This window comes from Pseudomonas sp. NFIX28 (assembly GCF_900107395.1).
Classification (GTDB): Bacteria; Pseudomonadota; Gammaproteobacteria; order Pseudomonadales; family Pseudomonadaceae; genus Aquipseudomonas.
In genome coordinates this window covers 216,902-237,112 of the sequence record NZ_FNPW01000009.1, presented here as the reverse complement: position 1 = coordinate 237,112, position 20,211 = coordinate 216,902, and the positions used below count along the sequence as shown (strand labels likewise).

The 20,211-nt window shown below is 63.2% G+C and carries 23 protein-coding genes; 14 read left to right on the top strand and 9 right to left on the bottom strand.

The genetic code is table 11. The features are described 5' to 3' along the window. Positions 1–52 precede the first annotated feature (52 nt). A complete protein-coding gene (locus BLV20_RS18835; RefSeq protein ID WP_092303981.1) occupies positions 53–949 on the top strand; it encodes a LysR family transcriptional regulator in 897 nt (298 codons plus the stop codon). Here BLV20_RS18835 and BLV20_RS18830 read toward each other — a convergent pair. Continuing rightward, positions 930–1,385 carry a flavodoxin gene (locus tag BLV20_RS18830; RefSeq protein ID WP_092303979.1) on the bottom strand — a complete coding sequence of 152 codons (456 nt, stop codon included), beginning with the start codon at positions 1,383–1,385 and terminating at the stop codon, positions 930–932. The two genes, BLV20_RS18835 and BLV20_RS18830, sit on opposite strands and share 20 nt — an antisense overlap. Before the next feature lie 155 nt (positions 1,386–1,540). On the opposite strand from BLV20_RS18830, the gene BLV20_RS18825 reads away from it, so the two are divergent. Together BLV20_RS18825 and BLV20_RS18820 are read left to right on the top strand one after the other, a co-directional pair. Beyond that, entirely contained in the window at positions 1,541–2,014 is a 474-nt protein-coding gene (locus tag BLV20_RS18825; RefSeq protein WP_092303977.1) for a PAS domain-containing protein, read from the top strand. Positions 2,015–2,065: 51 nt separating this feature from the next. After that, complete coding sequence (locus tag BLV20_RS18820; protein ID WP_092303975.1) at positions 2,066–2,671, top strand: hypothetical protein; 606 nt, start codon at positions 2,066–2,068, stop codon at positions 2,669–2,671. Positions 2,672–2,700: 29 nt separating this feature from the next. On the opposite strand, the gene BLV20_RS18815 is transcribed toward BLV20_RS18820, so the two are convergent. Further along, positions 2,701–3,660, bottom strand: a complete 960-nt coding sequence (locus BLV20_RS18815; RefSeq protein ID WP_092303973.1) for a MerR family transcriptional regulator — start codon at positions 3,658–3,660, stop codon at positions 2,701–2,703. Between the two features lie 213 nt (positions 3,661–3,873). Here BLV20_RS18815 and BLV20_RS18810 point away from each other — a divergent pair, with 213 nt between their 5' ends. From BLV20_RS18810 to BLV20_RS18785, 6 genes are all read left to right on the top strand, one after another. Beyond that, positions 3,874–4,431 (top strand): antibiotic biosynthesis monooxygenase, encoded by a 558-nt coding sequence (locus tag BLV20_RS18810; protein WP_092303971.1) that lies wholly within the window; start codon positions 3,874–3,876, stop codon positions 4,429–4,431. A 155-nt stretch (positions 4,432–4,586) separates the two neighbouring features. Next, positions 4,587–5,297 carry a dihydromonapterin reductase gene (folM, locus tag BLV20_RS18805; RefSeq protein WP_092303969.1) on the top strand — a complete coding sequence of 237 codons (711 nt, stop codon included), beginning with the start codon at positions 4,587–4,589 and terminating at the stop codon, positions 5,295–5,297. Between the two features lie 23 nt (positions 5,298–5,320). Beyond that, complete coding sequence (gene folE / locus BLV20_RS18800; protein WP_092303967.1) at positions 5,321–5,881, top strand: GTP cyclohydrolase I FolE; 561 nt, start codon at positions 5,321–5,323, stop codon at positions 5,879–5,881. A 2-nt stretch (positions 5,882–5,883) separates the two neighbouring features. Next, positions 5,884–6,255: a dihydroneopterin triphosphate 2'-epimerase gene (folX, locus tag BLV20_RS18795; RefSeq protein ID WP_007929829.1), complete on the top strand. Its 372-nt coding sequence runs from the start codon at positions 5,884–5,886 to the stop codon at positions 6,253–6,255. Positions 6,256–6,292: 37 nt separating this feature from the next. Further along, positions 6,293–6,589 carry a DUF1244 domain-containing protein gene (locus tag BLV20_RS18790; RefSeq protein WP_007929830.1) on the top strand — a complete coding sequence of 99 codons (297 nt, stop codon included), beginning with the start codon at positions 6,293–6,295 and terminating at the stop codon, positions 6,587–6,589. Next, positions 6,582–6,920 (top strand): HopJ type III effector protein, encoded by a 339-nt coding sequence (locus BLV20_RS18785; protein ID WP_092303965.1) that lies wholly within the window; start codon positions 6,582–6,584, stop codon positions 6,918–6,920. The genes BLV20_RS18790 and BLV20_RS18785 overlap by 8 nt, the downstream gene beginning before the upstream one ends. 144 nt (positions 6,921–7,064) lie before the next feature. Here BLV20_RS18785 and trxB read toward each other — a convergent pair whose 3' ends face one another. Further along, complete coding sequence (gene trxB, locus BLV20_RS18780; RefSeq protein WP_092303963.1) at positions 7,065–8,027, bottom strand: thioredoxin-disulfide reductase; 963 nt, start codon at positions 8,025–8,027, stop codon at positions 7,065–7,067. A 311-nt stretch (positions 8,028–8,338) separates the two neighbouring features. Here trxB and cysZ point away from each other — a divergent pair, with 311 nt between their 5' ends. Then, entirely contained in the window at positions 8,339–9,094 is a 756-nt protein-coding gene (cysZ, locus tag BLV20_RS18770; protein ID WP_092303961.1) for a sulfate transporter CysZ, read from the top strand. A 40-nt stretch (positions 9,095–9,134) separates the two neighbouring features. After that, positions 9,135–10,334, top strand: coding sequence for a glycosyltransferase family 4 protein (locus BLV20_RS18765; protein WP_092303959.1), 1,200 nt, complete (start codon positions 9,135–9,137; stop codon positions 10,332–10,334). Positions 10,335–10,399: 65 nt separating this feature from the next. Here BLV20_RS18765 and BLV20_RS18760 read toward each other — a convergent pair whose 3' ends face one another. The 3 genes from BLV20_RS18760 to BLV20_RS18750 all read right to left on the bottom strand — a co-directional run bounded on the left by BLV20_RS18760 (position 10,400) and on the right by BLV20_RS18750 (position 12,814). Beyond that, complete coding sequence (locus tag BLV20_RS18760) at positions 10,400–11,503, bottom strand: NADH:flavin oxidoreductase (RefSeq protein ID WP_092303956.1); 1,104 nt, start codon at positions 11,501–11,503, stop codon at positions 10,400–10,402. Between the two features lie 207 nt (positions 11,504–11,710). Continuing rightward, positions 11,711–12,193, bottom strand: coding sequence for a glutathione peroxidase (locus BLV20_RS18755; protein ID WP_009047015.1), 483 nt, complete (start codon positions 12,191–12,193; stop codon positions 11,711–11,713). Positions 12,194–12,328: 135 nt separating this feature from the next. Further along, the gene (locus tag BLV20_RS18750; protein WP_092303954.1) at positions 12,329–12,814 is read right to left on the bottom strand and encodes an FKBP-type peptidyl-prolyl cis-trans isomerase; all 486 of its coding nucleotides are present in this window, start codon (positions 12,812–12,814) and stop codon (positions 12,329–12,331) included. Between BLV20_RS18750 and BLV20_RS18745 the strand changes: the two genes are divergently transcribed. The 3 genes from BLV20_RS18745 (at position 12,783) to BLV20_RS18735 (ending at position 16,189) form a co-directional block, all read left to right on the top strand. Continuing rightward, on the top strand, positions 12,783–13,121 hold the full coding sequence (locus BLV20_RS18745) for a DUF3565 domain-containing protein (protein ID WP_092303952.1): 339 nt from the start codon (positions 12,783–12,785) through the stop codon (positions 13,119–13,121). The genes BLV20_RS18750 and BLV20_RS18745 overlap by 32 nt on opposite strands. Positions 13,122–13,183: 62 nt before the next feature. Beyond that, positions 13,184–15,283, top strand: coding sequence for a phosphate acetyltransferase (pta, locus tag BLV20_RS18740; protein ID WP_092303950.1), 2,100 nt, complete (start codon positions 13,184–13,186; stop codon positions 15,281–15,283). Next, positions 15,284–16,189, top strand: a complete 906-nt coding sequence (locus BLV20_RS18735) for an acyltransferase (RefSeq protein WP_092303948.1) — start codon at positions 15,284–15,286, stop codon at positions 16,187–16,189. A gap of 157 nt (positions 16,190–16,346) precedes the next feature. On the opposite strand, the gene cysN is transcribed toward BLV20_RS18735, so the two are convergent. The 3 genes from cysN to BLV20_RS18720 all read right to left on the bottom strand — a co-directional run bounded on the left by cysN (position 16,347) and on the right by BLV20_RS18720 (position 20,193). Continuing rightward, positions 16,347–18,245, bottom strand: coding sequence for a sulfate adenylyltransferase subunit CysN (cysN, locus tag BLV20_RS18730; RefSeq protein ID WP_092303946.1), 1,899 nt, complete (start codon positions 18,243–18,245; stop codon positions 16,347–16,349). Positions 18,246–18,257: 12 nt separating this feature from the next. After that, positions 18,258–19,175, bottom strand: a complete 918-nt coding sequence (gene cysD / locus BLV20_RS18725; protein ID WP_092303945.1) for a sulfate adenylyltransferase subunit CysD — start codon at positions 19,173–19,175, stop codon at positions 18,258–18,260. A 259-nt stretch (positions 19,176–19,434) separates the two neighbouring features. Further along, positions 19,435–20,193, bottom strand: coding sequence for a Nif3-like dinuclear metal center hexameric protein (locus tag BLV20_RS18720; RefSeq protein WP_092303943.1), 759 nt, complete (start codon positions 20,191–20,193; stop codon positions 19,435–19,437). Between the last annotated feature and the right edge of the window lie 18 nt (positions 20,194–20,211).

Below are 20,211 nucleotides of genomic sequence, written 5' to 3'. Positions count from 1 at the left end.
CGAATTGTTAGACTTGAAGCCATTCCAAATTGGAATTTCGCACGGACTCCCCATGGACTTCAAACAGCTGCGCAGTTTTGTCGAAGTGATTCACCAGGGCGGTTTCACCCAGGCCGCCAAGACCCTGCACATCAGCCAGTCGGCGGTCAGCAAGCAGATCGCCCAGCTGGAGCAGAGCCTGGGTACCCCGCTGCTGGATCGCCAGGGTTCGCACATTCACCTCACCGCCGCCGGCAGCGTGGTGCTGCAACGTGCCGAAGGCATGCTGCGCCTGCGCAACGAGCTGCTCAGCGAGCTCGACGACCTGAGCCAACTGGCCCGCGGCGAGTTGCGCCTGGGCCTGCCCCTGCTGGGTAGCGACGCGCTGTTCGCCGGCCTGTTCGCCGAGTACCGCCGGCGTTATCCGAACATCAGCGTGCAACTGCTCGAAGGCGGCAGCCTGAACATCGAACAAGCGGTGCTCAACGGTGAGCTGGAGATCGGCGGCAGCCTGACGCCCAAAGACCCGGCATTCGCCTACCAGCCCTTTTGCGACGAACCGCTGGATGCCTTGCTACCGGCCGATCATCCGTTGGCCGCCAAGGCCCAGGTGCGCCTCGAAGAGTTGGCGGACACGCCGTTCCTGCTCTATCAACGCAGCTTTGTGCTCAACGACCGGTTGTTGCAGGCCTGTCAGCAGGTGGGGTTCACCCCGAAGGAAGGTGGGCGCAGCGGCCAGGCGGACTTTCTTGCCGCGCTGGTGGCCGCCGGCCAGGGCGTGGTGCTGTTGCCCAGCGTGGTGGCGCGCGGCCTGGTGCGGCCCGGCGTGGTGCGCCTGACGCTGAAAGCGCCCGGCTACCTGCGCTGGGACATCGCTTTCATCTGGCGTCAGGGCGCCTATCTGTCCAAGGCCGCGCAAGCCTGGCTTACGCTTCTGCGCGAGCGCCCGGTCAGCCGCGCAGAGCGCTGATCAACTCGGCCAGCCAAGGCTCGGCGTCGGTTTCCGGGGTCACGCTTTCGCTGGCGTCCAGGCGCAGCATTGCCAGCACTTCACGCACGCCCAGCTCGGCGAACAGCTCGCGCATCTGCTCGCCACCGCCACAGAAAGTGTCGCCATAGCTCGAATCGCCCAGGCCGAGCACCGCGCCCGGCAGACCGCGCCAGGCCGCCGGCAGTTGATCGCGAATGGCCGAATACAGCGGCAGCAGGTTGTCCGGCAGCTCACCCATGCCGGTGGTCGAGGTCACGGCCAGGAAGGCCTCGGGGCCGAATGCCTGGAGGTCCGCCAGGGTCGCGTGCGGGTTGTGCCAGGTCTCGAAACCTGCGGCATTGAGGAGCTTGGCGGCGTGCCGGGCGACTTCTTCAGCCGTGCCGTACACCGAGCCGGAAAGGATGGCGACTTTCATCAATCTGTTCCTGAAGCTGAGTAAAAGAGTGGGATATTAACAGCTGCACCAAAAAATCCAGCCTTGACGCGCGATTTACCAATAATGGCCAGTGGACAGCTTCGCGCCATGTCTTAGAATTGCCGCCACTTGCCGATCGACTGCGGAAGCCTCCGATGATCAACGCCCACCTGCTGCAACTGGTGATCAACGCCTCCAACGACGGGATAGTCGTCGCCGAACAGGAAGGCGAAGACAACATCATCATTTACGTCAACCCGGCATTCGAACGGCTCACCGGCTACAGCGCCGACGAGGTGCTTTACCAGGATTGCCGCTTTCTCCAGTCCGGCGACCGCGACCAGCCGGCAATCGCGCTGATTCGCCAGGCCTTGGATAGCGGCCAGCCCTGCCGCCAGGTGTTGCGCAACTACCGCAAGGACGGCAGCCCCTTCTGGAATGAGCTGTCGATCACCCCGGTGTTCAACGAAAGCGACCAGCTGACCTATTTCGTCGGTGTGCAGAAAGACGTGACCACCCAGGTCAAGGTCCAGCAACGGCTGGCGCAGGTGGAAAAGGAGTTGGCCGAAGCCCGCGCGGAACTCGCCGTTTTCCAGGCGACGAGCGGCTCTAACAAGATGTCGAATTAGTTGTCAGTACACTTAATCACCAATGATTCCGTAACTTTCTCGAGCTCCATCATGCGCCGTGACGCTCTCCTCACCCAGGATGAACTGGACTTCATTCAGACCATGCAGCACAACCCGCAACTCAACGTGCGGGATGCGAACTCGAGCCTGCTGGTCAACGGGGGCTCGCAGATCCGCGACCTGCTCACCCGCCTGGCGGCCAACGAGCAGGTGACCATCCAGGCGCATTTTGAAAACCAGCAGATGACCTTTCCCCTGCACCTGGTGGAAGACGAATTCCATGCCCTGCACCTGCGCCTGGGCGTGCCGAGCATCTTCGAGGACGGGCCGATGGTCCGCCCATGGCGCCTGACGCTGGACGAGCCGGTGGCGCTGGAGAATGCCAGGGGCCAGCCCACCGCGTATTGGGTGCATGAAGTGTCGTTCAGCGGGGTGTTGCTGGAGATTCGCAACCGGACCAAACCGCCGAAGCAGTTCGCCCAGTGGTTCAGCCCCTCGGGCTATGAGCGCATTGCCCTGCGCGGCCGGCTCGAACGCCAGACCGAAGCCGGCTTCTATGCCTATCAGCTGAGCCAGAGCGACAAGGATGAAACCGAGCGCCTGCGCCAGTTCATCCTGCAGCAGCACCGCCTGGCACACCCCAGCCTACACGTCTGAAATCGCGCTTTTAGCGGCCTGGGCAAGGCTCAGGTATCGAGCGTGCCGCTAAGAAATTGCCGCAGGCGCTGCATCATCAAACGCCCCTCATTGCCCAGGCAGCCCACCGGCGAAGCGCTCAGGCTGTCCTGGGCCAATTCGGCGACATCCCCCGCCAGCAGCAGTGGACAATCCAGGGTCAGCGCCAGGCGGTTCAAGCGTCGAGGCAGCTCCGGCGCGGGGGCGTGACTGGAAAACAACACCAGCGCCCGAGGCTTGATCTTCTCGCACACCAGGGTCAGCTCATCGAACGGCTGCCCCAGCGCCAGCACCCTGATTTCCACCTCGGCACTGCCCAGCATCAGCGCCGCCACCAGCAGCTCCAGCTCGCGACATTGCCCGGCAAGCGCCGCCAGCAATACCGGGCGCGGCTGGTGGCCACGCTGCAACAGCAGGCGCTGGGAAATCCGCGCACGCAGGAATTGGTCGAAAAACAGCCATTCGCTGGTATGGCCGTAAGGCTCCTGGTGCTGCGCCAGCTGCCGCCAGAACGGCATGAGAATGTCCTGGAACACCACCGACAGCGAATAGCTGGAGAATATCTGGCCGTACAGCCGCTCCAGGTGCGGCTCGTCGAACCCGCCGACCGCGCGCTTGAGCTGCCCCTGCCATTGCAGGTAGTCGGTCGATTCGCGCTCGCTGGCCTGGGCCTGCGGCGCCTCGCGGGCGGCCCGGGTCTTGGCGAGGATCTTGCCGACCTTGCTGACCGCGACGCCACGCTCGATCCAGCCGAGGATCTCGCGCACCGTCTCGACATCGTGCATGGAATACAGGCGGTGCCCACTTTCGGTGCACGTCGGCTGGATCAACCCGTAGCGGCGCTCCCAGGCCCGCAGGGTCACGGGATTGATTCCCGTGAGCCGTGAAACTTCCCGAATCGGAAACAGATCGTCCTGCGAGGATGGGTCGAGGGGCTGTGTCGGGCGGGCAAGTTCAGTAATGACGGGCATCTGGGCAGAAAACACCGAAGGACAAAGTAGCGGCCATTCTACTCCGCCTCGGTGACAGTTCTTCAACACAGGACGAATCGACCGCTGCCTCTGGTGTATTTGTCACAATCAGGAATAATCCTTGCTTGTTTTCAAGACGCAGCCCAACACCCCGGTGCTGCGTCCGGCGTCCAGCCTTATCCAGGCAGCGCATTGGCTTTACGGAGATACATAATGTCTACCTCACCCGTCACCCTGATGGTCGCCCGACGTGTCGCCGATGGCCGTTACCAGGACCTGATCGCCTGGCTGCGCGAAGGCGAACAGCTGGCCACCGACTTTCCCGGTTACCTGGGCTCCGGCGTGCTTGCTCCGCCGCCCGACGATGACGAATTCCAGATCATTTTCCGCTTCGCCGACGAGCAGACCCTGCACGTCTGGGAGCACTCCGCCTCGCGCACGGCCTGGCTGGCCCGCGGCAGCGACCTGTTCGCCCACCCTCATGAGCACCGCGTCAGCGGCATCGATGGCTGGTTCGGCACGGCCGGCCAGCGCCCTCCGCGCTGGAAACAGGCGGTGGCCATCTGGCTGGCGTTCTTCCCGGTGTCGCTGATTTTCAACTTCATCCTCAACCCGCTGCTGGCCGACCTCAGCCTGGTGCCGCGCGTGCTGGTCAGCACCCTGGCCCTGACGCCGTTGATGGTGTACTGGTTCATTCCGCTTTCCACCCGCCTGTTGGCCGGGTGGCTCAATGGCACCACCGCCCGTCCGCTGCCGACGACCGCCCCGTAGGAGCGAGGCCTGCCCGCGATGGCTGCGCCGCGGCCTGCCTGTCAGGCCGCGTTACCGTTCATCGCGGCCAGGCCCGCGCCGGCGACCGCAGCCGGAATCGGCGAACCGCGCACCGCGCTGGTATAGTTTTGCTCTACCCGCGACGCGAGCCGTTCATGACTATGTCCCCTGCCCCGATCCTCATCACCGGCGCTGGCCAGCGTGTCGGCCTGCATTGCGCATTGCGCCTGCTGGAAGACGGCCACCGGGTGATCGTCAGCTATCGCACCGAACGCCCCGGCGTGCAGACCTTGCGCGAGCGTGGCGCCGTCGCCCTGTTTGCCGACTTCTCCAGCGAAGCCGGGATCCAGGATTTCATCGCCGAGCTGCATGAGCACACCGACAGCCTGCGGGCCATCGTGCACAACGCCTCGCAATGGCTGGAGGAAATACCCGGCCAGGAAGGCGCGGCCTTTGCCGACATGTTCAGCGTGCACATGCTCGCGCCGTACCTGATCAACCTGCACTGCGCCGACCTGCTGCTGCGCGCAAGCCCCGCCGACATCGTGCATATCGGCGACGACGTCACGCGCCGCGGCAGCAGCAAGCACATCGCCTATTGCGCCACCAAGGCCGGCCTGGACAGCCTGACCCTGTCCTTCGCGGCGAAATATGCGCCAACGATCAAGGTCAACGGCATCGCCCCGGCTCTGTTAATGTTCAACCCCGACGATGACGCGGCGTACCGCGCCAAGGCCCTGGCCAAGTCCGCCCTGGGCATCGAGCCCGGTAGCGAAGTGATCTACCAGAGCCTGCGCTATCTGCTCGACAACCCTTATGTCACCGGCACGACCCTGACCGTCAATGGCGGGCGGCACCTCAAGTAAGGCTTCCCCCGCGAGGACGTTGCATGACTCTTTCCCTGCCCCAGCATTACCGCGAGATCCTCAAGGGTCTCGGCGAAGACCCCGAGCGCGAAGGCCTGCTCGACACCCCGCAACGCGCGGCCAAGGCCATGCAGTACCTGTGTCATGGCTACAGCCAGTCGGTGGACGAGGTGGTCAATGGCGCGCTGTTCGCCTCCGACAACGATGAAATGGTCATAGTCGCCGACATCGAACTCTATTCCCTGTGCGAACATCACCTGCTGCCCTTCATCGGCAAGGCCCATGTGGCTTATATTCCCACCGGCAAGGTGCTGGGCCTGTCGAAGATCGCCCGGATCGTCGACATGTTCGCCCGCCGCCTGCAGATCCAGGAAAACCTCACGCGGGAAATCGCCGACGCGGTGCAGCGGGTGACCCAGGCCGCCGGCGTCGCGGTGGTCATCGAAGCCCGGCACATGTGCATGATGATGCGCGGTGTCGAGAAGCAGAACTCGACCATGCACACCTCGGTGATGCTCGGCGCCTTTCGCGATTCAAGCACCACGCGCCAGGAATTCCTGCAATTGATCGGACGGAGCAAGTAGCAATGCCACAACTTCAGCCAGGAATGGCTCGCATCCGGGTCAAGGACCTGTGCCTGCGGACCTTCATCGGAATCAACGAGGACGAGATCCTCAACAAGCAGGATGTGCTGATCAACCTGACCATCCTGTATGCCGCGCAGGAAGCCGTGCGCGACAACGACATCGACCATGCGCTGAACTACCGCACCATCACCAAGGCGATCATCGCCCACGTGGAGGGCAACCGCTTTGCCCTGCTCGAGCGCCTGACCCAGGAAATCCTCGATCTGATCATGGCCAACGAATCGGTGCTGTACGCCGAGGTCGAAGTCGACAAACCCCATGCCCTGCGTTTCGCCGAGTCGGTGTCGATCACCCTCGCGGCCAGCCGCTGATATCATCCGCGCCACATTTGATCGCACAGAGCCGAACATGACCGAGCAACAACGCCTGGAACTCGAAGCCGCCGCCTTCCGCCGCCTGGTCGCGCACCTGGACAGCCGCAAGGACGTGCAGAACATCGACCTGATGAACCTTGCCGGCTTCTGCCGCAACTGCCTGTCCAAGTGGTACAAGGCCGAGGCCGACGAGCGCCAGATCGAGGTCAGCCTCGATGACGCCCGTGAAGTGGTGTACGGCATGCCCTACGCCGAGTGGAAGAATCTCTACCAGAAAGAAGCCAGCGCCGAGCAGCAAGCGGCGTTTGCCAAAGGAAAACCCCATGACTGACCTCAACACCCTGCGCGCCCGCCTCAAGAGCGGCGAGCATGCTTTCGCCGACACCCTGGCCTTTATCGCCGCCGGCTACGACTACCAGCCACAGGCCTTCAACAACGGTGGCGTGGAGAACGCCGCCGGGCAGAACGAAGGTTCGTGCAAGACCCTGGGCCTGGCCCTGCTGGAAGGCTTGAGCGACGAAGAAGCACTGCTGGCGTTCGGCGAGCATTACCGCTCGGTGCTGGCCACCCCTGAAGGCAGCGACCACGGCAACATCCGCGCGCTGATCGCCCATGGCCTGGCAGGCGTGAAGTTTGCGCAGCAGCCACTGACCCGCCGCTGATCTGTAGGAACGAGGCTCGCCCGCGATCCAGACAACGCGGTGCTGCAGGTAGACCGCAGGGTGCCGGATCGCCGCCCGTTCGCTCCGACAGAAACAACAGATACAAAAAAACCGGCCTGGGCCGGTTTTTTCATTTCAACGGTCTCAGAACGAAGCGTTCTGCAAGCCGTCCAGGTAACGCTCGGTGTCCAGCGCGGCCATGCAGCCGGCGCCAGCCGAGGTAATGGCCTGGCGGTAGACGTGGTCGGCCACGTCGCCGGCGGCGAAGATGCCTTCGACGCTGGTGGCGGTGGCGTTGCCTTCACGGCCGCCCTGCACCACCAGGTAGCCGTCCTTCAGCTCCAGCTGGCCTTCGAACAGCGAGGTGTTCGGGGTGTGGCCAATGGCGATGAACACACCATCGACCTTGATTTCGTCGAAGCTGCCATCGTTGTTCTTCAGGCGCGCACCGGTGACACCCATGTTGTCGCCCAGCACTTCGTCCAGGTTGGCGTTCAGCTTGAGCTCGATCTTGCCTTCGGCAACCCGGGCATTGAGCTTGTCGATCAGGATCTTCTCGGCGCGGAAGGTATCGCGACGGTGGATCAGGGTGACCTTGCTGGCGATGTTGGCCAGGTACAGGGCTTCTTCGACAGCGGTGTTGCCGCCACCGACCACGGCCACTGGCTTGTTGCGATAGAAGAAACCGTCGCAGGTCGCGCAGGCCGAGACGCCTTTGCCCATGAACGCTTCTTCCGAAGGCAGGCCCAGGTACCGGGCGCTGGCGCCGGTGGCGATGATCAGGGCGTCGCAGGTGTAGGTCGCGCTGTCGCCGGTCAGGGTGTAAGGCTTGGCGGCAAAGTCCACGGCATTGATGTGGTCGAAGACGATTTCGGTCTCGAAACGCTCGGCGTGTTCGCGCATGCGCTCCATCAGCGCCGGGCCGGTCAGGCCGTGGACGTCGCCCGGCCAGTTGTCGACTTCGGTGGTGGTGGTCAGCTGGCCGCCGGCCTGCATGCCGGTAATCAGCAGCGGCTTCAGGTTGGCGCGGGCGGCATAGACCGCGGCGCTGTAACCGGCAGGGCCGGAACCGAGAATAATCACACGCGAATGACGTACATCAGACATGACTCACTCCTATCGACCGGCCCGGAACACTGGCGCGGAACGCCGGATTGCCGGCTGGAATAAAAAAGGACGGCGAAAGCACTTGGGGAAGGCTTCAGGTTCGCCGGTCCGAAAATAATGGGTGCAGCGTATAGAGGGGGCGAAGATTAAGGAAATACGGTTTAACAATCCAGCTCATAGGAGGTCTCTATTCGGGATCGGTGTATTAACCGGCGCCTTTGTTACAGTTGATGTCGACCTTGCGACCGCGCTTTCGCCTGTAGGGCAAAGCCGGTAAGGTCGGCGCGTTTCCCCCTTGCACGGAGCTCTTTATGCCCGCCCCCGTCCTGTCCGGCCCGCAATACCTGCGCGAAGGCCTCAAGCTGGTGCTCAGCCCCGGCCTGCGTCTGTTCGTCCTTTTGCCCCTGGCCATCAACCTGGTGCTGTTCGTCGGATTGATCTATTTCGCCGGCCATCAGTTCAGCCTGTGGGTCGACACCCTGATGCCTTCCTTGCCGGACTGGCTGAGTTTCCTCAGCTACATCCTCTGGCCGCTGTTCGTGGTGCTGGTGCTGCTGATGGTGTTTTTTACCTTCACCATGCTGGCCAACGTGATCGCCGCGCCGTTCAACGGCTTTCTCGCGGAGAAAGTCGAAGTGGTGGTGCGCGGCACCGATGATTTCCCGCCCTTCAGCTGGGCCGAACTACTGGCCATGATCCCGCGCACCCTGGCCCGGGAAATGCGCAAGCTGGGCTACTTCCTGCCGCGGGCCATCGGCCTGTTCATCCTGTCCTTCATTCCGGTGGTGAACCTGGTGGCCGCGCCGCTGTGGCTGCTGTTCGGCGTGTGGATGATGGCGATCCAGTACATCGACTACCCGGCGGACAACCACAAGCTGGGCTGGAACGAGATGCTCGCCTGGCTGCGGGAAAAGCGCTGGCAGAGCATGAGCTTCGGCGGGATCGTTTATCTGGTGCTGCTGATCCCGGTGGTCAACATCCTGATGATGCCGGCGGCGGTGGCCGGGGCGACGCTGTTCTGGGTGCGTGAGCGCGGCGCGGAAACCCTGGTGACCCAGCAAGGCTGAGCGGGTCACAAATCCATCATCGCAACGTCACAATGACGACATGGCCTCAGCTGACACTGAGGCCATGACGACAGCTCTGCATATCACCCTGATCACCGAAACCTTCCCACCGGAAATCAATGGCGTGGCCAATACCCTTGGCCGCCTGTGCGACGGGTTGCGCGCCCGTGGCCACCAGGTGGAGTTGATCCGTCCGCGCCAGGGCTGCGATCAGAGCCGGGCCAGCGACGACGGCCTGCTGCTATGCCGTGGCTGGCCGCTACCGGGTTATCCCGGGCTGCAATGGGGCCAGTCGTCGATGCACAAGCTGCTGCGGCGCTGGAAACGCCATCGCCCGGATGTGCTGTACATCGCTACCGAAGGCCCGCTGGGCCTGTCCGCTCTGCGGGCGGCGCGGCGCCTGGGGATTTCCGTGGTCAGCGGTTTCCACACCAACTTCCAGCAGTATTCCAGCCAGTACGGGCTGGGCCTGCTGACGCGTCTGCTGACTCATTACCTGCGCTGGTTCCACAACCGTTCCAAGTTGACCCTGGTGCCCAGCGCCAGCCAGCGCCTGGAGCTGGAGCGGCGCAACTTCGAACGCCTGGCGCTGCTGTCGCGCGGGGTCGACAGCCAGTTGTTCCACCCGGCCAAGCGCGGCAACGAATTGCGCCAAGGCTGGGGCCTGGGCAGCGACGATATCGCGGTGATTCACGTTGGGCGCCTGGCGCCGGAAAAGAACCTGGGCCTGCTCAAACGCTGCTTCGCCCAGCTCCAGGTCACTTATCCACAGCAGTCGATGAAATTGATCGTGGTCGGAGATGGCCCGCAACGCGCGGTACTGGAAAAGGAATTGCCGGATGCCGTGTTCTGCGGCTCGCAGCGCGGCGAAGCACTGGCCAGCCACTATGCGTCGGGGGATCTGTTTCTGTTCCCGAGCCTGACCGAGACCTTCGGCAATGTGGTCCTCGAGGCCCTGGCCTCGGGGCTGGCCGTGGTGGCTTACGACCAGGCCGCGGCGGCCCAGCATATTCGCCATGGCTACAACGGAGTACTGGCGATGCCCGGGGACGAATGTGCGTTTTGCGATGCCGCCAGTTGGCTGCTGGAGGAGCGCGAGACCTTGCGCCGGGTGCGCCTCAATGCCCGCCAACATGCCAGCCGCCAGGGCTGGGCGGCGATCATCGAGCAGTTCGAAAACCAGTTGCGCGGCGCCTGCCGGGAAGAAGTGGTGGTGCCTGAGGGGCGTTTGTTGCCCTAGCGCTAGCGGCAAAAGCGTCGCGGGCAAGCCTCGCTCCTACAGGAATGAGGCTTGGGGTTTCCGGATCAGACCAGCGTCATCAAGGCCTCACGGCTAAACGGCAGGATGTCCTGCTCGCGACCGTCACGCACCTTCTGCGCCCAATCCGGGTCCACCAGCAGCGCACGCCCTACCGCTACCAGGTCGAATTCGTCGTTGTTCAGGCGCTCCAGGAGTTTTTCCAGGCTCGCCGGCTGCGCCACCTTGTCGGTGTTGACCATGAACTGCAGGAATTCGCCGTCGAGGCCGACGCTGCCCACGGTGATGGTCGGCTTGCCGGTGAGCTGGCGGGTCCAGCCGGCCAGGTTCAGCTCGGAACCCTCGAACTCCGGCTCCCAGAAGCGGCGGGTCGAGCAATGGAAGATATCCACACCGGCGTCCGCCAGCGGCTTGAGAAACTCGCCCAGTGCCTCGGGGGTTTGTACCAGGCGGGCGCTGTAGTCCTGCTGCTTCCACTGCGAGAAGCGGAAGATGATCGGGAAGTCCGGGCCCACCGCGGCCCGCACCGCCTGGATCAGCTCGACGGCAAACCGCGAACGCTGGGCCAGGTCGCCGCCGTATTCGTCGGTGCGCTGGTTGCTGCCTGCCCAGAAGAACTGGTCGATCAGGTAACCGTGGGCGCCGTGGATCTCCACGCCGTCCATGCCGATGCTCTGGGCATCCTTGGCAGCCTGGGCGAAGGCGGCGATCACTTCGCCGATGTCGTCCCGGGTCATGCCGTGGACCACCACCTGGCCGTCCTTGAGTTTCTCCGACGGGCCGTAACCCGGCACGCTGGCGTCCGGCTCGGTGCCCAGGCGACGCACATTGCCCACGTGCCACAGTTGCGGAACGATCTTGCCGCCCTCGGCGTGCACTGCGTCCACCACTTTTTTCCAGCCGGCCAGGGCCGCTTCGCCATAAAAGCACGGCACGTTCGGATAACCGTTGGAAGCCTTGTGCCCGACGGTGGTGCCTTCGGTGATGATCAGGCCGACCCCGGCCGCGGCGCGACGACGGTAGTACTCGATGACTTTCGAGTTCGGTACCCCGCCCGGGGAAAACGAACGGGTCATCGGCGCCATCACCACGCGGGTCGACAGCTCCAGGGCACCCAGCTGAAAGGGTTTGAACAAGGCTTGAACGGGCATGCTGTAACTCCAGGGCTGACGGTCTGAATCGCGGGAATCGGCAGATCGGACGACTGTGCCGACGGCCTTATGATGGCGATAATATTCCGTACCCCAGACGACGCCCAGCACTATTGATCAGGGTGATTAAGGTGCCAAAGCGCAGAGAAGCGAGGGTGCGCGAACGCGCGGTAAAACCAGCCGGGCAGCGGCGCCCGGCATAAAGATTCAGCTCAAGGCTTTTTCGATGGCCTGGACCACAGTCGGATCATCGGGCGCGGTGCGCGGGGAGAAACGCGCCAGGACGCGGCCGTCCTTGCCCAACAGGAACTTCTCGAAATTCCAGGTAATGTCGCCGGGAAATTCCGCCCCTTCACCCGCCAGCAGACGGTACAACTGATGGCGCTCCGGACCGTTGACTTCCAGCTTGCTGCTCAACGGGAAAGTCACCCCGTAATTCAGGCTGCAAAATTCCTGGATTTCCTGTTCAGAGCCCGGCTCCTGCCCGGCGAACTGATTGCACGGCAGGCCCAGCACACTGAATCCCTGGCCTTTGTATTGCTGGTAGAGGTTCTCCAGCGCCGCGTATTGTGGTGTCAGACCACACTTGGAGGCGACGTTGACCACCAGCACGACGTGCCCCTTGAAAGGCGCGAGCGGTAGCTCCTGACCATCCAGGGCTTTCAATTTAAGGTCGTGAAAAGCACTCATGACGAACTCCAAATTCCCGTGTTCTTACAGAAAACAGCCATCCGACCGTATCGCCCGTTGCCCGGCGATAAAAGCCGCTGACTAAAAAGGCGCCCTAGGGCGCCTCTCCAGTCAGATTTGAGCTTAGCGCAGAAATCAGTGGTGATGGCCACCTTCGCCATGGACGTGACCATGAGCGATTTCTTCCTGGCTGGCGTCACGGATGTCGACGACCTTGACCTTGAAGTTCAGGCGCTGGCCAGCCAGCGGGTGGTTGCCGTCGACGGTCACGTCGTCGCCGTCCAGATCACGGATGGTAACGATTTGCATCTGACCGTCCGGAGCGGAAGCGTGGAACTGCATGCCCACTTCCAGTTCGTCGACGCCTTCGAACATGCTGCGGCTCAGGGTGCTGACCAGTTCAGCGGCGTATTCGCCGTAGGCATCTTCCGGCTCAACGGCAACGCTCAGCTCGTCGCCGACGCTCTTGCCTTCCAGGGCCTTTTCCAGGCCTGGAATGATGTTCCCTGCGCCATGCAGGTAGACCAGCGGCGCGCCGCCGGCTGAGCTGTCGATGACCTCACCAGCGTCGTTGGTCAGGGTATAGTCGATGGAGACAGCCTTATTGGCGGCGATCAGCATGGGGCGAGACCTTTTGCATAAGAATGAAGAACGTCCAAGTTTAGCGAAGCAATCGCCCGAAAGCGAACGGAACCCGGATAAACGGAGTGCGGCGCCAGGCTCGACGATCATCGGTTTTCATCAGGACGAAGACGGCCATTGGGTGGTCGAGCTGTCCTGCGGCCATACCCAGCACCTGCGCCACCAGCCGCCCTGGCAATCGCGGGCGTGGATCCTGGATCCGCGCCAACGCATGGAAAAAATAGGCCAGCCCTTTGCCTGCGGTTGGTGCGCACAAGGCTCGGTTAGCGCTAACCTTGGCGCCTGAATTTTCGGTAGAGCAGTAAACATAAGCCACTCACCGTCGCCATGCACCCGTCGAGAATCCGCATGCAAACTTTTTTTATCGCGCCCACCGATTTTGGCGTGGGCCTGACCTCCATCAGCCTCGGGCTGGTGCGCACCCTGGAACGGGCCGGCCTCAAGGTCGGCTTCTTCAAGCCCATTGCCCAGCCTCACCCTGGCGATACCGGCCCTGAACGCTCGACCGAACTGGTGGCCCGCACCCATGGCCTGAAACCGCCGCAACCGCTGGGCCTGGCCCATGTCGAACGGATGCTCGGCGACGGTCAGCTGGACGAGTTGCTGGAAGAAATCATCACCCTCTACCAGCAGGCAGCCGTCGGCAAGGACGTGCTGGTGGTCGAAGGCATGGTGCCGACCCGCAGCGCCAGCTATGCCGCGCGGGTCAACCTGCACCTGGCGAAAAGCCTGGATGCCGAGGTGATCCTGGTGTCCGCCCCGGAAAACGAAGTGCTCACCGAGCTGTCCGGCCGCGTGGAGTTGCAGGCGCAGCTGTTCGGCGGTCCGCGCGATCCGAAAGTGCTGGGGGTGATCCTCAACAAGGTGCGGACCGACGAAAGCATGGATGCCTTTTCCGCTCGTCTGAAAGAGCATTCGCCCCTGCTGCGCAGCGGCGATTTCCGCCTGCTCGGCTGCATCCCTTTCCAGCCGGAACTGAACGCGCCGCGCACCCGCGATGTCGCCGACCTGATGGGCGCCCAGGTGCTCAATGCTGGCGACTACGAAAGCCGGCGCATGACCAAGATCATCATCTGCGCGCGCACCATGCGTAACACCGTGGAGCTGCTCAAGCCCGGCGTGCTGGTGGTGACACCCGGCGATCGCGACGACATCATCCTCGCCGTGAGCCTGGCGGCGATCAACGGCGTGCCCCTGGCCGGGCTGCTGCTGACCAGCGATACCCTGCCCGACCCACGGATCATGGACTTGTGCCGGGGCGCCTTGAATGCCGGCCTGCCGGTGCTGTCGGTGAGCACCGGATCCTACGACACCGCCAACCAGCTGAACGGCCTGAACAAGGAAATCCCCATCGATGACCGCGAACGCGCGGAGATCATCACCGACTTCGTCGCCAGCCACCTGGACGCCAAATGGCTGCACCAGCGCTGCGGCACGCCGCGGGAAATGCGCCTGTCGCCGGCGGTGTTCCGCTACCAGTTGATCCAGCGCGCCCAGGAAGCCAACAAGCGCATCGTCCTGCCCGAAGGTAGCGAACCGTTGACCGTGCAGGCCGCGGCGATCTGCCAGGCGCGCGGTATCGCCCGTTGCGTGTTGCTGGCCAAGCCGGCGGACGTCGAGGCGGTCGCCCGGGCCCAGGGCATCGAGTTGCCGCCCGGCCTGGAAGTGATCGACCCGGACCTGATCCGCGAACGCTACGTCGAGCCGATGGTGGCGCTGCGCAAGAGCAAGAGCCTCAACGCGCCAATGGCCGAACAGCAACTGGAAGACCCGGTGGTGATCGGCACCATGATGCTGGCCCTGGACGAAGTCGACGGCCTGGTGTCCGGCCTGATCCACTCCACCGCCAATACCATTCGCCCGGCCCTGCAGCTGATCAAGACCGCGCCGGGCTGCACCCTGGTGTCGTCGGTGTTTTTCATGCTGTTCCCCGAGCAGGTGCTGGTCTACGGCGACTGCGTGATGAACCCGCACCCAAGCGCCAGCGAGCTGGCCGAGATCGCCCTGCAAAGCGCCGACTCGGCGGCCGCGTTCGGCATCACCCCGCGGGTGGCGATGATCAGTTACTCCAGCGGCGAGTCGGCCAGCGGTGAAGAAGTGGAGAAAGTCCGCGAAGCCACCTTGCTGGCCCATGAGGCGCAGAACTCGCTGCTGATCGATGGCCCCCTGCAATACGACGCCGCGGCCAACGAGGCCGTGGCCCAGCAACTGGCGCCCAACAGCCAGGTCGCGGGCAAGGCCACGGTATTCGTGTTCCCCGACCTGAACACCGGCAACACCACCCATAAGGCGGTGCAGCGCAGCGCCGATTGCGTCAGCCTCGGCCCGATGCTGCAAGGCCTGCGCAAGCCGGTGAACGACCTGCCGCGCGGCGCCCAGGTCGACGATATCGTCTACACCATCGCCCTGACCGCGATTCAAGCCGCCAACCGACCTCTGGATGTGTAAATGCTGGATTTTCTACCTGCACCGCTGCGAGGCGTGATCGCCTCGCTGTTGTTGGCGCTCAACACCATCGTCTGCTGCACCCCGCTGTTCGTGGTGGCGATCTTCAAGCTGCTGCTGCCCTTCCCCGCTGCCCAGCGCTTCACCGACTGGCTGATGAGCCATATCCATGAAGCCTGGATCAGCAACAACAAGGCCTGGATGAACCTGCTCGGGCACACCCGCTGGCACCTCAGCGGGCTTGAAGACCTGGACTACCGGCATTCGTACCTGATCACCAGCAACCACCAGAGCTGGGTCGATATCATGGTCCTGCAATACGTGCTCAACCGGCGCATCCGCCCGCTGAAGTTCTTCCTCAAGCAGGAGCTGATCTGGGTGCCGGTGATCGGCCTCGCCTGGTGGGCCCTGGGCTTTCCGTTCATGAAGCGCTACTCCAAGGCCTACCTGGAAAAACATCCGGAGAAAAAGGGCAAGGACCTGGAGACCACCCGCAAGACCTGTGCGAAATTCCGCGACAACCCGGTGGGCATCTTCAACTTCGTCGAGGGCACCCGCTTCACCCAGGCCAAGCACGCGCAACAGGCCTCGCCGTTTCGCTACCTGCTCAAGCCCAAGGCCGGCGGCATTGCTTTCGTGCTGGACGCCATGGGCGAGCAACTGGAATCCATCGTCAACGTCACCATCCACTACCCGGCAGGCCAGCCCGGTTATTGGGACCTGCTGTGCGGCAAGGTCAACGAGGTGGTGGTGCATTTTCAGGAGCTGCCGATTCCACCGCAGTTCATCGGCAAGAACTATGACCAGGACGGCGCGTACCGCCTGGAGTTCCAGGGCTGGATCAACCAGCTGTGGCACGACAAGGATGCGCTGCTGGGGCAGATGCACCGGGAGTATCCGGGGAAGTAACGGGGGCGCCTGCAAGGGCCTTATCGCGGGCAAGCCTCGCTCCTACGCAAGGGGCTCTTCGTAGGAGCGAGGCTTGCCCGCGACAGCTTTCTCAAGGCCACAAAAAAAAGCCCGCCGTCGATCACTCGACGGCGGGCTTTTTTGTGGCCACCAAGGCTTAGATCAGGCCACGCGTGCGCAGCAGTTCCAGCACTTGCTTGACGCCTTCTTCCAGCGACACGGACTGGGTGTCGACCACCAGGTCGGCATCCAGCGGCACGTCGTACGGGAAGGACTCGCCCGGGATGTTATCTCCACCGGCGGCGTACAGCCCTTGCGGGTCACGCTCGGCGCAGACCGCCGGCGAAGCCTGGACGTAGACCGTCAGCAGACGCTCCTTGCCGATCAGCTCCCTGGCCTGTTCACGACCCTCCGCACTCGGCGCGACGAACGCCGCCAGGGTCAGCAGGCCGGCTTCGTTGAACTGACGCGCCACGTGCGCGGCACGACGCCAGTTCTCGGTGCGCCCGGCGCGATCCTGCGGCAGCCCCTTGTTCAGGTCATGGCGCAGGTTTTGGCCGTCGAGGACGAACACCGCACGGCCCATGTCGAACAGCTTGCGCTCCACGGCATAGGCCAGGGTGCTCTTGCCAGCGCCGGACAGGCCGCTGAACAGCACGGTGGCCGGCTGCTGGCCGAAGCGCTGGGCACGCTCTTCAGTGGCGACATGGGCCAGCTTGCCATGGTGCGCGCTGCTGCCATGCACCACCGGCTGGGCGACGATCATGCCGGCGCCGACAGTGCCGTTGGTCAAGCGGTCGATGACGATGAAGGCCCCGGTGGTGCGGTTGCTTTCATAACCGTCGAGGGCGATCGGCGCGTCGAGGGCGATCTTGACCTTGCCGATCTCGTTCAGCTGCAGAGCGCTGCCCGGACCTTCTTCAAGGGTGTTCACATCAACCTTGTTGACGATGCTGGCGATGGAGCCCGGCACGTAACTGGTGGCGCGCTTGATGTCGTATTTCTTGCCCGGCAGCATCGGCTCTTCAGCCATCCAGACCAGCATGGCTTCGAAGCTGTCGGTCACCGGCGGTACGTTGTCGGCATGCACCAGCAGGTCGCCACGGGAGATGTCGATCTCGTCTTCCATGGTCAGGGTCACGGCCTGGCCCGGGCCGGCATGCTCCAGCTCGCCTTCGAAGGTGACGATGGACTTCACCCGGCTGCTCTTGCCCGACGGCAGCACCACGACTTCGTCGCCCTTGTGCACGATGCCGCTGGCCAGGGTGCCGGCAAAACCGCGGAAGTTCAGGTTCGGGCGGTTGACGTACTGCACCGGGAAGCGCAGGTCGGTGAAGTTGCGGTCGCCCGCCACTTCCACGGTCTCGAGGATTTCCATCAGCGACTGGCCGGTGTACCACGGCGAGCGCTCGGACTTGTTCACCACGTTGTCGCCCTTGAGGGCCGACATCGGCACGAAGTGCAGGCTGGTGGTCTGCATCTTCAGGCCTTCGGCGAACTTCAGGTAGTCGGCCTTGATCGACTCGAACACGCCCTGGTCGAAGTCCTTGAGGTCCATCTTGTTGATGGCCACGACTATGTGCTTGATGCCCAGCAGCGAGGCGATGAAGCTGTGGCGACGGGTCTGGGTCTGCACGCCGTAGCGGGCATCCACCAGGATGATCGCCAGGTCGCAGGTGGAGGCACCGGTGGCCATGTTGCGGGTGTACTGCTCATGGCCGGGGGTGTCGGCGATGATGAATTTGCGCTTGGCGGTGGAGAAGTAGCGGTAGGCGACATCGATGGTGATGCCCTGCTCACGCTCGGCCTGCAAGCCATCGACCAGCAGCGCCAGGTCGATGTCGTCGCCGGTGGTGCCGACTTTTTTCGAGTCGCGGGTAATGGCTTCCAGATGGTCTTCGTAGATCATCTTCGAGTCGTGCAGCAGGCGCCCGATCAGGGTGCTCTTGCCGTCGTCGACGTTACCGCAGGTCAAGAAGCGCAGCAGTTCTTTGCGTTCGTGCTGGGCCAGGTAGGCGAGGATGTCCTCGCTGATCAATTCGGATTGATGCGACATGTTAGACCCTACTTAGAAATAGCCCTGGCGTTTCTTGTCTTCCATGGAACCGGCGCCATCGTGATCGATGACCCGGCCCTGGCGCTCGGAAGTTCGCGTCAGGAGCATTTCCTGAATGATGTCCGTCAGGCTCTCGGCCTCGGACTCCACCGCGCCCGTCAACGGGTAGCAGCCCAGGGTACGGAAACGCACCTTCTTCTTGACGATGCGGGCCTTCTCCTCGTCGGAGAGATGCTCGAGGATGCGCTCGTCGTCGATCATGATCAGGGTGCCGTTCTTCTCGATCACTTCGCGCTCGGCGGCGAAGTACAGCGGCACGATCGGGATGCCTTCGAGATAGATGTATTGCCAGATATCCAGCTCGGTCCAGTTCGACAGCGGGAAGACGCGGATCGACTCGCCTTTGTTGACCTTGCCGTTGTAGACGTTCCACAGCTCGGGACGCTGGTTTTTCGGGTCCCAGCGGTGCTTGCTGTCGCGGAACGAGTACACGCGCTCCTTGGCGCGGGATTTCTCTTCGTCGCGACGGGCACCGCCGAACGCCGCATCGAAGCCGTACTTGTCCAGCGCCTGCTTGAGGCCCTCGGTCTTCATGATGTCGGTGTGCTTGGCACTGCCGTGGGTGAAGGGGTTGATGCCTTGCGCGACGCCGTCCGGGTTGACGTGGGTGATCAGCTCCAGGCCCAGCTCCTCGACCATGCGATCGCGGAACTTGTACATCTCCTGGAATTTCCACTGGGTGTCGACGTGCATCACCGGAAACGGCAGCTTGCCCGGGAAGAACGCCTTGCGCGCCAGGTGCAGCATCACGGCGGAGTCTTTACCGATGGAGTACAGCATCACCGGGTTGTCGAACTCGGCGGCCACCTCGCGGATGATGTGGATGCTTTCCGCCTCCAGCTGTTTCAGATGCGTCAGTTTGTCGACCATGGCTACTCACGAAAGCTTTCTTATGGACGGCCTGCGGGCCGTGTTCGAGCGGGGCATGCTAGCACAGCGACCTCTTCTAATCAGGACGCCAGCTAGATCGAAACGGTATATGAATATACCCGCCTGTTTGTTGTATTTACGCCTCTCTGTAGCCGCTGGCGCAGGCTGCGATCGACTGCGCGGCAGGCGTGCTCTTGAAGGCCCTGCGGGCTTTGTCGCAGCCTGCGGCAGCGGCTACAGGATCGCCATCAGCAATGGGTCAAATCGGGTTCGGGCAGTCGATGAACAGATGCTCGAGGGCAAAGCGGCGGGCCAGGTAATCTCCCAGCGCCTGCACGCCATAACGCTCGGTGGCGTGATGGCCGGCGGCGATGAAACTGATGTCGTTTTCCCGGGCGCTGTGGAAGGTCTGCTCGGACGCCTCGCCGCTCAGGTACAGGTCGACGCCGGCCAGCACTGCCTGGTCGATGTAACCCTGGCCGCCACCGGTGCACCAGCCGACACGCCGGATCATCTTGCCGCCTTCGACCACCAGCGGCTCGCGCCCCATGGTTTCCTGGACCTTGCGCGCGAAGTCGCGGGCGGTCATGGGTTCGGCCAGGGAACCGACCAGCCCGATAATCTTCAGGTTGTCCGGGTCCAGCGGGCCTTCGACGGTGATATCCAGCTGCCGCGCCAGTTGCACGTTGTTGCCGACGTCCGGGTGCAGGTCCAGCGGCAAGTGATAGGCCAAGAGACTGATATCGTGCTTGAGCAAAGTCTTCAGCCGACGCTGCTTCATGCCAGTGATGCACGGGTTCTCGCCTTTCCAGAAATAGCCGTGGTGCACCAGCACCAGATCGGCATTGGCCTCGACGGCGGCATCGAGCAATGCCTGGCTGGCGGTGACGCCACTGACGATGCGCATCACCTGCGGCCGACCTTCGACCTGCAGGCCATTGGGGCAGTAATCGGCAATTCGCGAACTGCCCAGGTAGCGGTCCGCCTCCTCTACCAGAGTGCTCAGGGCAACGGCCATAAAAGACTCCTAAATATC